This is a genomic window from Clostridia bacterium, assembly GCA_026414765.1.
Classification (GTDB): domain Bacteria; phylum Bacillota; class Clostridia; order Acetivibrionales; family DSM-27016; genus SKW86.
The window spans coordinates 1-12887 of record JAOAIJ010000025.1 but is presented as its reverse complement, the minus strand read 5'-3'; the positions used below and the strand labels follow the sequence as shown (position 1 = coordinate 12887).

The 12887-nt window shown below is 39.7% G+C and carries 12 protein-coding genes and 1 riboswitch; of the genes, 3 read left to right on the top strand and 9 right to left on the bottom strand.

Annotated elements, in window-relative coordinates; genetic code table 11:
• Window positions 1-315 precede the first annotated feature (315 nt).
• Window positions 316-1572 (top strand): methyl-accepting chemotaxis protein, encoded by a 1257-nt coding sequence (locus N3I35_10565; GenBank protein ID MCX8130531.1) that lies wholly within the window; start codon window positions 316-318, stop codon window positions 1570-1572.
• A 76-nt stretch (window positions 1573-1648) separates the two neighbouring features.
• Here the strand turns inward: N3I35_10565 and N3I35_10560 are convergent, their stop codons facing one another.
• The 7 genes from N3I35_10560 to cobU all read right to left on the bottom strand — a co-directional run bounded on the left by N3I35_10560 (window position 1649) and on the right by cobU (window position 7057).
• A complete protein-coding gene (locus N3I35_10560; protein MCX8130530.1) occupies window positions 1649-2383 on the bottom strand; it encodes an MBL fold metallo-hydrolase in 735 nt (244 codons plus the stop codon).
• Between the two features lie 123 nt (window positions 2384-2506).
• A complete protein-coding gene (locus N3I35_10555) occupies window positions 2507-3643 on the bottom strand; it encodes an alanine--glyoxylate aminotransferase family protein (protein MCX8130529.1) in 1137 nt (378 codons plus the stop codon).
• Window positions 3644-3659: 16 nt separating this feature from the next.
• Window positions 3660-4202 carry an ECF transporter S component gene (locus N3I35_10550; GenBank protein ID MCX8130528.1) on the bottom strand — a complete coding sequence of 181 codons (543 nt, stop codon included), beginning with the start codon at window positions 4200-4202 and terminating at the stop codon, window positions 3660-3662.
• Window positions 4203-4351: 149 nt separating this feature from the next.
• The gene (locus N3I35_10545) at window positions 4352-4894 is read right to left on the bottom strand and encodes an ECF transporter S component (protein MCX8130527.1); all 543 of its coding nucleotides are present in this window, start codon (window positions 4892-4894) and stop codon (window positions 4352-4354) included.
• 145 nt (window positions 4895-5039) lie between these two features.
• Window positions 5040-5633: an alpha-ribazole phosphatase gene (cobC, locus tag N3I35_10540; protein MCX8130526.1), complete on the bottom strand. Its 594-nt coding sequence runs from the start codon at window positions 5631-5633 to the stop codon at window positions 5040-5042.
• Between the two features lie 61 nt (window positions 5634-5694).
• On the bottom strand, window positions 5695-6459 hold the full coding sequence (gene cobS, locus N3I35_10535; protein MCX8130525.1) for an adenosylcobinamide-GDP ribazoletransferase: 765 nt from the start codon (window positions 6457-6459) through the stop codon (window positions 5695-5697).
• Between the two features lie 40 nt (window positions 6460-6499).
• A complete protein-coding gene (gene cobU / locus N3I35_10530; GenBank protein ID MCX8130524.1) occupies window positions 6500-7057 on the bottom strand; it encodes a bifunctional adenosylcobinamide kinase/adenosylcobinamide-phosphate guanylyltransferase in 558 nt (185 codons plus the stop codon).
• Window positions 7058-7319: 262 nt separating this feature from the next.
• Window positions 7320-7530: riboswitch (FMN riboswitch) on the top strand.
• A gap of 65 nt (window positions 7531-7595) precedes the next feature.
• On the opposite strand from cobU, the gene N3I35_10525 reads away from it, so the two are divergent.
• Complete coding sequence (locus tag N3I35_10525; GenBank protein ID MCX8130523.1) at window positions 7596-8207, top strand: ECF transporter S component; 612 nt, start codon at window positions 7596-7598, stop codon at window positions 8205-8207.
• A gap of 118 nt (window positions 8208-8325) precedes the next feature.
• On the opposite strand, the gene manA is transcribed toward N3I35_10525, so the two are convergent.
• Window positions 8326-9384 (bottom strand): mannose-6-phosphate isomerase, class I, encoded by a 1059-nt coding sequence (gene manA / locus N3I35_10520; GenBank protein ID MCX8130522.1) that lies wholly within the window; start codon window positions 9382-9384, stop codon window positions 8326-8328.
• A 289-nt stretch (window positions 9385-9673) separates the two neighbouring features.
• On the opposite strand from manA, the gene N3I35_10515 reads away from it, so the two are divergent.
• Window positions 9674-10879 carry an ROK family transcriptional regulator gene (locus N3I35_10515; protein ID MCX8130521.1) on the top strand — a complete coding sequence of 402 codons (1206 nt, stop codon included), beginning with the start codon at window positions 9674-9676 and terminating at the stop codon, window positions 10877-10879.
• A 66-nt stretch (window positions 10880-10945) separates the two neighbouring features.
• Here N3I35_10515 and N3I35_10510 read toward each other — a convergent pair.
• The coding region (locus N3I35_10510; protein MCX8130520.1) for an S-layer homology domain-containing protein at window positions 10946-12887 on the bottom strand (1942 nt) is incomplete at its 5' end.

Sequence of the window (12887 nt, the reverse complement as noted above, 5' to 3'; positions counted from 1 at the left end):
GAATTCCTATGACCTATTTTCGGCATTATTGATAACTTTGCCATACTGATGTATATTATAGCATATCATTCCATATCATACCAAAAAACAATTAGCATACGCTGAATTTCGACATACTTTTCCATTTATAAAATAATACTAAATTATAGAGTGAGATTTAAAGGCTGCTTTTTACTTGTGGTATATTTGAAGTAACAAAAAATAAATTTTTTTGTAAAATAAAAAGATATATAAGAAGGAGTTTTGATATAAAACGTCGAAACTATTATGATAAGTAAAAATATCATCTGTTATATTAACTGGGGGTAAATACATATGAAAGAAACAGACAAAAAAAACTTTAATCCCTTTAAGGTTGCTATGATTATATCAATCATCATGGGCGCTGTATGGGGAATCGTCACAGGAATAACAACACAACACTGGTCACCCTTATTTTACTTCATTTTATCGGCTGTAATCACAACCACTACAGTAAAGATAGTTTTCAGTCTGTCAATAAAAAGGCTTGTTGACCGTTTTTCAAAAGAAATGGATTTGATAAAAAAAGGCGATTTTTCAAGACTTGTTGATTCTAAAAGCTACGAAGTACTTAGCGGGGTGTCCACGACAGTAAACGTTGTTCTCAGTGATATCCGTACTTTGATTGAAAGCTTCTTCACCTTGTCTTTATCAATAATTCAATCTTCCAGAAAAGTAAGCGCTACTTCTCAGGAAGCGTCATCTGCAATAGAGGAAATCTCAAAAACCATTGACGAAATTGCTAAAGGTGCTTCAGAACAGGCTCAAGAAGCACAACAGGGAGTTCAGATGGTTGAGAAGCTCTCCGAACAAATCAATTTTGTATATGAAAGCTACAATGGCGTAATGGCAGAAACTACAAAAATAAATGGTTTGAACAATGTCGGTCTCGATTCAGTCAGTATCCTCCGTAATAAGTCTGAAGAAAACTATGAAACAACAGAAAAGATATTCTCTGTTGTAGAAAAGCTTACTAATACAACTAAAGATATAGGATTGTTCGTAGAATCCATAGAGAGCATAGCAGAGCAGACAAATATGCTGGCTCTGAATGCATCAATCGAAGCAGCAAGAGCAGGTGAGGCAGGGAAAAGCTTTGCTGTAGTAGCAGATGAAGTAAGAAAACTTGCTGATCAGAGCAGAAAATCCACCGAAGAAATAAACATTCTGATGCAGAGTATACAGGAAGAATCACAGCTTGCTATTCAGTCAATGGAGATTATGAAAAAAGTATCCCAGGATCAAAACCTTGCGGTTAATAAAACCGATAGCGCTTTCAGTGATATAGCAAATGCTATTACATCAATAGTAGCGAAAATAAATGAAGTTAACCAGTCCGTTACAAAGATGCAAAATGATAAGGATGAAGTTATATCTGCCATAGAAAACATTTCATCTGTATCTCAGCAAACAGCCGCTTCCAGCCAGGAAGTTGCAGCAACCACCGAACATCAGTTGAAAGCAATCGAGGACATGAAGCATGACGCGGAAAGTCTTGATATGCTGGTTCAAGAGCTGGATAAGAAGTTGAAGAGATATAAAATCAGATAATATTACACAAAGCAAGGGTGGGCAATATAAATATTGTCCACCCTTTTATTTTCAACATTACAAGTATTAAGCGCTTTTATATCTCATAACTGTTTAAAAGCTTAGACAATTCAGCATTCTGAAAATATTGTCTTGCCTCGCCTAAAATTTCGCTCAGTTCATACTCAGGCCAGAAATGTGTAAGAATCAGACGCTTGACTTCCGCCCTTGCAGCTATCATACCGCATTCTGCTGCTGTAAGATGTGGAACATCTTCACTGGATTTATCCTTTGTTAATAAGCCGGCATCCAGCATCAACAAATCCGCATTCATCGAAAAATCAATTATGTTTTCATTCCAGGCAGTATCTCCGGAAAAAACAAATCGTTTGCTTCCATTGTCTGCCGAAATTCCATAACACTTGACAGGATGCTTCATTTCTCTAAACGAGACTTTAAGTATACCAAACTGAAGCTTCAATTCTTCAGTAACAGGATGCATCTCAAACACGTTTTTTATATTGATCCGTTTGTATTCCTCAGCTGGCTCTTGCGGGGCAAAGACGTTAAAGGTTTTGTTTAAAGCTCCCTTGTCCTTTTTAACTTGTATGGCATACTTCAAGACCATCATATCAGATATATGGTCGCTATGAAGATGAGTAAGAATAATTGCATCCAGATCCTCTATGTTTATTATTTTTTGCAGGTTGCTCAATACACCGTTACCGCAATCTATCAGGAGATTTGTACTCCCCTCCTGTACCAGGTAACCCGAGCAGGCTCCACCTGCTGCAGGAAAAGGACCGTTGTTTCCCAATATGGTAAGTTTCATATATGCCTCCGCTTCTGATATGCCTTAACAAAAGTGTTCGTATATAAATATAAAAGCTGCTAAATAAGCAGCTTTTATATTTATTTTATCAGTTGTGCAGTTTTTTAATCAAGTAAAATATTTCTATACCAAGCTTTTGGCAAAAACCTCACTCATTTTAGCATTGGTTCTGTGTTTCAGCTTTGCTAAAGTATCATCAAGAGCATCCAAAGCCGCTTTAATTTTATTTATAGAACAGTTCTCCCCCATATGTCCTATTCGCATCACTTTATCCTTTAGAAAGTCAAAAGCTCCTGCGATCATTACATTATGCTCGCTAAGCATTATATTATTTATCTCAGAAAATTTTATGCCTTCCGGAACCATAATTGTAGATACCGTATTTGAAAATCCACTTAAAGGATACAACTCCAAGCCTGCTGCACGGATGCTGTTTCTTACAGCTTCAGCAGCAATCCTGTGTCTTGAAATATAGCTTTTATCCTTTGTCAGTCTGTCGACAGCAGCCTTAAGTGCATATATATCGCTTATGGGCTGAGTGTAAGGAAACCACTTGTCCTGATACCAGTTTTTCCAGTGGGACAAATTGCAATAAAAGCCTGTTATCGGTGCTTTTCTGCCAAGTATCTTTTTCCATGCATCATGGCTTACACTAAGAAAAGTGAGGCCGGGAGGCGCAGATAAGCATTTTTGTGAACCGCCCAACACAATGTCCATGCCCCATTCATCAACCGACAGCTCCTCACCGCCTATAGCCGATACGGAATCAACAATGCTCAGTATTCCATACTGCTTCAGAAGAATGCAAATGTCCTTAACAGGGTTTGTTATTCCTGAAGGTGTTTCACAATGTACCAAGGTAGCAGCCTTAAAGCTGCTGTCCTTTTCCAGAAAGCTTTTCAGTTTGTCAACATCTATTGCATGTCGGTATTTATCCGTAAAGTATGTAACTTCTCCTCCATACATGGAAGCAAAATCTCCGAAACCCTTCCCGAAAATACCGTTATCTATGCATAAAATCCTGTCGCCAGGCTCAATAACAGAGCAGCATGCCGCTTCCAGTCCCAGTATTCCCTCTCCGCTCAGAATAAGAATATCATTCCGGGTTTTCATTAAAGCTTTTAAAGCATCAGATGTCTCCTTATAAAACTCATAAAAGTCCGGATCCAGGTCCGGGTTTGTTATCTCTCTGGCCATGGCACTTCTGACCTCTTCATGTACATATGTTGGTCCTGGGGTCATTAATAATGGAATCTTCACCTACACCACTCCATTCCTAAACCGGAAGTTTAATCTTCTTAAGTGCAAAAGCGGCAGGCAAACCAAGTATCGCACCTATCACTATCTGTGTAACATTGCCGGGTATTGAAGTGACGGGAGCTATCCAGTTTCCGTATAAAACAACTTCTGTAAGGTAATATCCTGCCATCATCCAAATACCACCCAATACAATTGCGGCTGTATTCAGTATAACATTATTCCCATTCTTTCCTTTGGCATGCGCCACAGATCCGATAATATAACCCATAATCCCTCTTACAATAAAAGTAAAAGGAGCCCAGGCAGCATAAGGTGACATGATATCAAACAAAGCCATCCCGAATGCTCCGGCTGCTGCACCTTTCCTTCCCCCGAATACTATGGCTGACATGAATAATGCCACATTTCCAAGATGGATCAGACCTCCGTTTATGGATACAGGTAATGTTATATTAATAAACTTCGTTGATATAAAAACAAGTGCTATTAATAATCCCGTTATTACTATATCCCTTGCTTTAAGCCCAGTCCTAACTGTTCCAGCATAACTGTCCTGCATATTGTTACCCCCCTTCCGTGTGTATCGATACGTTTTATAATCGTATCGATTGGTTTTATATATTGTAACCATGAAGGTAACAATTGTCAATATGAAATATAAATAAAAAGAAAACTTTATGCATCATAAAGTTTTCTTTTTACTCTTCATTATGCTAATCTTTTTCTGATTCCGGCCTTCACAAAAACCGATACTGCTATATATCCTACTACAGCGCTTGCAGCACCCTGCACCAGGTTACCGGGCAGTTCAGCTACAGCTGCAGCATATCCGAGGTTTACATCAAACAGCCTTAGAATAGTTGCTTCAGACACAAAGTATCCTGCTGCCATTGTCAGTGCACCCATCACTACAGCCACTATTCTGTAGATATTTCCCTTGGAGTTTCCGTCAGTATCTGCTGCTATCAGTCCTACGAGATATCCCTCAATACCTTTTACAACAAAAGTGACCGGGGCAAAGATAAATGAACCCAGGGCTACGTCAGCCAAAGCCGACCCTAACGCTCCCACCACTAATCCTGACTTTCTTCCAAGCAGGATAGCCGCTATCATTATCACCGAATCACCGATATTGAAATATCCCTGATTTACCGGACTGGGTATATGCAAAAACGGCAGATATGTTACTATAAATACCAGTGCAATCATCAGTCCACTTACTACAATCTTTTTTGTTGAAAATCTGTTCACTTTTCTCCCCCGGTTCCAACTGTATCGTTACAACTTTACAGTATGTCGATTAATTTCTGATATTTTAATCGTAAGGGAAGGATTTGTCAATACTAATTTATCCATAGCAATTTGAATAACTTGAATTATATTAGGAAAATTCACCCTAGCCGTTTAGCAAAGTCAGATATGCATACTTCTCATCATTTACAACAATCCTTGTTATGCTGCAGTTATCGACTCTGAAACGCCACGAGCCTTCGATACCCAGCCCCAGAAGATGTGCGACAATTTTTCTGATACATCCAAGGTGTGTAACTATAAGATATGTCCCACTCTCATGCGTATTGATTATGTCCTCAATAAACCCGGTTACTCTGTTATATGATTGTACTGTGCTTTCTCCACCTTCCATGCAGTAGTTCACATGATCGTCTGTCCATAGCCCGTATTCTTCCGGATATTTCTCAAGGATTTCATTATGGGTAAGGTCTTCCCATATACCAAAACAACGTTCTTTAAGTCTTTCTTCATAGATAACGGCTAGTTTGAAATTCTCATTTATAACTTCAGCTGTTCTTACTGCTCTTTTAAGCGGGCTTGAATACATTGCATCAATGTTTTCATTACTCAACTTGCATTTTGCTTCGTAAGCCTGCCTTAAACCTTCCTCATTCAGACTCACATCTGTCCATCCCAGATATGTCCCTTTTCTGTTACTGTCGGTTTCTCCGTGCCTCACAAATATAAGCTCTATCATTTCCGCACCTCCCTACTCCAGCCGGCATAGGAATCTGCATATCCCTTCCGTATGGCTTTAATTACAAATTACAACCTAATGTCTGAAGCAAATATATAAAAATCAAAAAGAGCACCTGGACTATTTCACAAACCGCCCCAAGAATATCACCTGTCGCCCCCCCGACTTTATAGCTGAAAAACCGGACAAGCAAAAACGCTGTAATAACAGGTATCAGTAAAACCAAAAGTCCTTCCATGCGGCTGATACCAAAGAAAATAACTGAACTTATCAAAATGCCTAAAACTATCTCCTTTAAACCGCAGTAATCTATAAATGACTTCCCTAGCCCCTGCCCAGTCCGTGCATAAGTAGATACTCCTGCCCCTATAAGAGAGCCAATCTTTCCTGAAACGGGCATAAGGATTAATGCTTTACTAAGAAAGCCGTAATCCAGTTGAGAAAATAAACACCAATACAACAAAACAACACATATTATGGCAAGTACTCCGTTAGTACCTATGCGGCTGTCCCTCATAATCTCCAGCATTCTTTCCCTCGACCTGTTTGAAAACACACCGTCTGAGGTATCGGCAAGACCGTCCAGATGCAGACCCCCTGTAAGGAAGATATACAATACAATAATCAGTGCTGCAGCAACCTGCGGTGAAAATACCGAAATAATAATACTATAGAAGCCTGCTAAAGCCAGCCCTATTATCAGCCCTACAACAGGCGCAAATACCAGACCTTTGCCAAAATCCTTTTCATCCGCTTTCAAATCTATACGTAAAGGAATAGTTGTAAAAAACTGTAGCATTAATAAAAAGCGTTTCATAAAAATCATAAATACTACCTCGCTTAAGCCTAAACTCATAGAAAGCCGGTTATTTTATCTTGACGGGCAGACCCGAGATGCAGAGGTATACTTCATCTGCTGCTTTTGCCAGCTTCTGATTGACTCTTCCGGCTACATCTCTGAAAATCCTGCCTGAAGCATGTTCCGGTACAATACCCATACCCACTTCATTTGTAACTACTATGAACGGAACAGGTGACATGTTCAGTACGGAGATTAATTTATCCACTTCAGTGCTTACCCTGCTTTCAATAAATTCACTGCTTTCCGGCCCAAACTCATCCCAATTTTCAATACATTCAAACATTATGTTTGTAACCATAATTGTTATGCAGTCAATAAGTACTGCGGATTTGTCCTCAAGCCTGTCTTTCAGATGTATGTCCAGGTCCTTGTAAGCTTCGACGGTTTCCCAGTCTGACGGTCTTTGCTCCCTATGCTTTCTGACCCTTTGCTTCATCTCCTCATCAAAGGGAATCGCTGTTGCTATATACAAAACATTGCTGCCATATTCTTTGGCCTTATTTTCGGCAAAGGAACTCTTTCCGCTCCTTGCCCCGCCAGTCACAAACGTTAGCTTGCCCATAAAACACTCCTTGTCAATCCAAAACTATAAACCTCTTAACTTCAGGTTAAGAGGTAAGAATACAAGTCACCCTATATCGCTTGCAGATTTAGAAGTTTTATCCATAAATCAGTGTATACTATAATTTTTTAGATTTCAACATGATATTTTTCCGATTAACTAAACCTATTGTACCGTTTGGAAAAATCAAAAACAGTATTGACATGTCTGATAGTATATGTAAAAATTATATTGTGATTTATTAAACAAACTTAATATTGAATACAATCTTCAGGGTAGGGTGTGACTCCCGACCGGCGGTAATAGGCTATATTTATCAGTCTTAGCCCGCGAGCGGCGGCTTGTTTATAATAACAAACCGTGCCAGCAGACACGGTTTGATTCCGTGGCCGACAGTAAGTTTATCCGTATTACCGGCTGTCAAGCAGCCGGGATAATATGCAATTAACGAGTCTGGATGGAAGAAGATATAAAAATCAGATTTATATATTCCCTGGATTGTATTCAGGGAATTTTTATTTTAAAGGGAGGAAATAAAATGTCAAACAGAAGGCTGACAACTCTGCACATAACAACAATTGCTATTTTATCATCAATAGCAGCAATACTTATGCACCTGGATTTTCCTATACCCCTCATGCCGCCATTCTTAAAGATCGATTTCAGTGAAGTTCCTGTTTTGCTGGCTACCTTCGCCATGGGACCTCTTAGCGGTATATTTGTTGAACTGATCAAAAATCTTCTCAATCTTCTTGCTACAGAAACTGCCGGTGTCGGTGAGTTTGCCAATTTTTTCGTAGGTATAGCTTTTGTAATTCCAGCAGGTTTGATGTATAAGCGCAATAAGAGCAGGAATGGCGCATTGCTGGCAATGTCTGCCGGTGTACTCTCGATGACTGTTTTTGCATCCGTATTTAACTATTTTGTTTTGCTGCCCATGTATTCAGCAGTTTTGCACTTCCCCACGGAAGCTATCGTTGGTATGGGAAAAGAAGTTAACAAGTATATTGTGGACGTAAAAAGCCTGATTGCCTTAGGAATTGCTCCGTTTAATATTTTTAAAGGAGTAGTTGTATCGGTACTCGTTCTTATTATGTATAAGAAAGTATCTCCATTACTGCATAAAACAGCAAAACAGCTAGAGATGTAAAAATTGATAATGACACTCAAAAAGGATGTGGCGGACCTAACTCCTTCGCATCCTTTAATATTTAAACCAATAAAATATAAACTCTCTTAAAATTTTTACAAACATGCCTTCTTCCTAGTCATGCAATACCAGCTATTATATTGTATATGCTGTCTTTGCTGTAACCCGCCGCCTTCAGGTTGCAGACCACATCATTCTGCAAATCCGGAATGTAAGCTTTTAGAGCTTTAAACCTGCCTTTGATTATGTAATTACCAAGCAGTGCAGGTATAAATACTGTTTCACCTGCCTTGAATGTTGTTTTACCATCTGAGTAACTGATTTCACCTTCACCTTCAGTGAAAATATATATGTAGAATTTGCTACCATCGGATTTTTCCAGCACCCTGCCATTGATGTCATAAAGCTCTGCAGCAAAATATCTGTTGGCAACCACATAATCCTTATACGATTGTCCGTCTATCCTTATTCTTAACCCTCTGGACTTTTCCTTCTTTCCACTTGATTCAAAATTTATCACTTCCAAAGCCTGTTCAGTATGCAAAGGCCTTTTGCCTGCACTAAGCTCCCGGTTGTAATCAAAAACTCTGTATGTAGTATTTGAGTTCTGTTGTATTTCCGCTATTAAAATCCCTTCGCCTATAGCATGGACTACACCTGCCGGAATATTTATCACATCCCCCTGTGATACCTCCATATATCTCAGACAGCTCTCAATGTTGTTCTTTCTGATTGCGGCAGTGAATTGCTCTTTTGTAGTACCCGGCACAACTCCGTACACGATTCTGGCTCCGGGCCTTGCCGATAAAACGTACCACATTTCATTTTTTCCCAATCCGCCATCCTCATATACTATGGCATACTCATCATCAGGATGTACCTGTACCGAAAGCTTTTCATTCGCATCGATAAGCTTAACCAGTAAAGGAAATTTATCGATATACGTCTGGGGGAAGTTTGTTCCTATAAGCTTTGAACCATAAACTTTAAGCAGCTCTGGAAATGGTATACCCTCAAAACTTCCGTTCGAAACTATGCTTACACCGTCCGGATGACATGACAAATCCCAGCTTTCTGCAATCTCTCCCCCAGGCAGCTCCCTTCCATATTTCTCAAGGCTTCTTCCTCCCCAAATATAGCTTTTATATACAGGTTTGAATTTCAAAGGATATAGCATCTGGTTCCCTCCGCAATACATACACAGTTACAGTAACTCACTCGAATTAGTAAACTGTCTTACCTCTTTTATATCTATATTTTTGTCATATAGTAAATATTTTTGTCGTATTTGGTTGATTTTTGTAGTTTTATGGTAAATTCTATTTACTAATTTAATATTACTATACATTTCGGATAAAATCAAGATTCATTGGAATACCTGTTATTTGACAGTAAACTATATTTATAATATCCTATGATTATATAAACAATTTTTTCGAACATTATCTCTGACTTTGGAGGAAAAAATGAGTCCAGGCAATGGAGCTTCCAACCTTTCAACAATAAAATCGAATAATAGAAATCTTATTCTCAGGCTTCTAAACTCAATGGGTGGAATATCAAGAGCAGAGCTTGCAAGGCTTACAGGACTTACGAAGACTTCCATAACGAATATCATTGCCGAACTTATGGAGGAAGGCATTATCTATGAAACTGGAACCCTGGATTCTTCAAGCGGGAGAAAGCCCATACTTTTGCACCTCCGTCATGACGCCTACTACGCGTTGGGAGTACTTATCAGCAGAGATTATGTTTATTCAAACATTGTCACTTTAAGTGGTGATATAGTAAGCGAGAGTAAAATACACCTGGAGCTTTCGGAAAATGAGAAGTCCTTTACACTTTCAACATATCAGGTAATAAGTGATGTTTTGAAAGCATCGGATATTGACAGGAACAAGCTTCTTGGAATCGGTGTAGCTTCTGTAGGACCCCTTGATCTCAAGAATGGTATTATTCTTGCCCCCCCAAATTTCAGGGGATTGAAATCCATACCCATAGTAAAGCTAATTAAAGAGAAGTATGGTATACACACATTTCTGGAAAATGATATAAATGCCTGCGCTATTGCTGAAAAGCTGTTCGGCAATGCAAAACAAGTCTCCAATTATGTTTTTGTGGGTGTAGGCAGAGGTATAGGATCAGGAATATTCCTTAACAATATGCTTTTCAGGGGCAATAACGGTTTTGCAGGTGAAATAGGACATATCACCATAGATATACACGGACAGAAGTGTGCTTGCGGAAATATGGGATGTCTTGAGCTTTATGCAAGTATACCCAATATAGTAAATCAGGTCAGATCGTCTGTCAGCCTTGGTGCTGAAAGTGCATTATCTGCCCTGGATGATATAAGGTGGGCAGATGTTGTATCTGCCGCCAGAAACGGTGACCCTCTCTGTTTAAAGGTTATTGACAGGCTTACATATTACCTCTCTGTAGGACTCGTCAATACAGTGAACCTGTATGACCCTGAAGTGATATATCTGGGCAATGATATTTCCCTGGTCGGAGATCTGGTAATGAATCAAATAAATGAACTGGTAAACGGAAGTTTCCTATTCAGAGCTTCAAAACAAATAAGGATAGAGCTGTCCAGATTCAAGGACTACGCTCCTTGTATGGGAGCTCCGTCTATAGTGCTGTATAAGTTCTTTAACGGGGAGCTCTAATAACCTGAACACTAGTTAATCTATAAAAAGTAAAGGAACTGCATTCTGCAGTTCCTTTACTTTAGCTTATATAAGATTTGCTGCTGTGAGCATTCTCTTTATGATAGCCGCTGTCTGGGCTCTTGTTATCTTTGCGTCAAGTGTAAGCTTTTTGGCTTTTCCGCCACGGAATATATCATACTTCACGCATACCGCCGCCGCTTTTACTGCAATCTTGCTTATCCTGTCCCTGTCCCTTATATTTGACAGTATAGATTTTACTTCCTCATCCGATATGTCTATATCCATACCCGCTACCTTCATAGCCCTGAACAGTATATTCATTGCTTCTTCTCTTGCTATAAGCCTTGCAGGACCAAGAGTACCGTCCGAATAACCTCCCACTATACCATATTCTGCAGCCGCGGCTATGGATGCCATATACTTGTTGTCCTTTTTTACATCCTTAAACCTGTCAGTTTCCTTGCCAGGGCGCAGAAGCCCCAAGCTTCGCACTACGGCATCGATGAATTCGGCACGTGTTATTCCTGCGTCAGGACCAAACTTATCTTCTGATATACCGTCCATTATAAGACGTGAAGCTATATCATCCACATCCGCTTTTCCCCAGTGGTTGCTTACATCACTAAAGGTCCTGGGATTCCAGATTACCGAATAAGTACTGTTTGTAAGACTGTTTATCCTTGCATAGAATTTCCCGTCTATCACTAATACGGTAGTAGGAACATGTGAGAAGGTACCGTCAGCGTTCAGTACGATTCCGGTGGTAATCATAGCAGGATTTATCCCCTCAGGTATGGCTACAGTCCTTTCCACATACCCGTTGAATCTTTGGACTTGCACTGTTTTATCACCATTTGTGCATGTAATTTCAAACTCTACAGGTTTTACAACAATCTGATAGTTGTTTTTATTTGCCGTATCCTCTACAACTCTTACTGTGTCCTGAGAAGGTTCTGCGATCCTTATGCTCACCTCAATATCCTTCAGACTGACATTTTCTCCAAGTTCCTCCGAAACAGCATCCATGTTTATTTCCGCCGCCGGCAGAGTATAAGTGACTCTCTCAGATCTTATCTCCACTACAGCTTCCTTTTCACTCATATTACTGACCGTCTGTCCGTTCAATGTTCCGACTACTACATCCGAGTTGTTGTTTACAGGTATGACAACCGTGCTTCCGCTGGGCTCATTCTTCAGTTTTTCTTCTATAACCGCCTCATCCACTGTAACAGTCGTCACTTTTTTCCCATCCACCTCCTGTACAGTAGCTGTAGCTGCCTTCTGTGTATTGTCATTTATAATTATTTCCACTCTGTTGTCATTAGTCTGCGGAGCCGGGGACGGTGTTGGCGCCGGCGCAGGATTTTCGTTTATATCCGTGATGTTTATTGTAAATTCCTTCTCAAAGAACAATCCGCCTGAATCCGTGGTTCTTACCCTTATTTTGTAACTGTTTTTTGTTTCGTAGTCAGGAGTTACGGCAAGCTTCAGGGCACTGCCTGTGGTGGTGAAGCTTGCATTGTCATCGCTTCCCGTGCCGCTCACAAGGGTGTATGTAAAGGAGTCAACCGTATTTGTATCTGTTGTCGAAAAAGTACCCACAGTACTTCCCGGTACTGAATTTTCTACCGCATTATTATTGGATAATGATATATTTACAGGAGCTACATTAACCTCGGTTATGTTTAATAAAAATTGTTTTTCATACCATAATCCCCCTGCATCTGTTGCTCTTATCCTTATACTGTAGCTGTTCTTTAATGCATAACTGTATGTAGTATTTGTCTTTAGAGTATTTCCTGTCAATGAAAAACTTACATTGTCTGCATCACCTGTTCCGCTCACCAACGCATATGTAAAGCTGCTTCCTGCATCAGGGTCAATTCCGGCTAATGTCCCTACACTGCTTCCTGATGCTGTATTTTCTGCTATGCTGTTATTTGAAAGGGTAATGTCTGTAGGTGTTTCATTTACATTGGTTATTGTAATGGTCAACTGCTTCTCG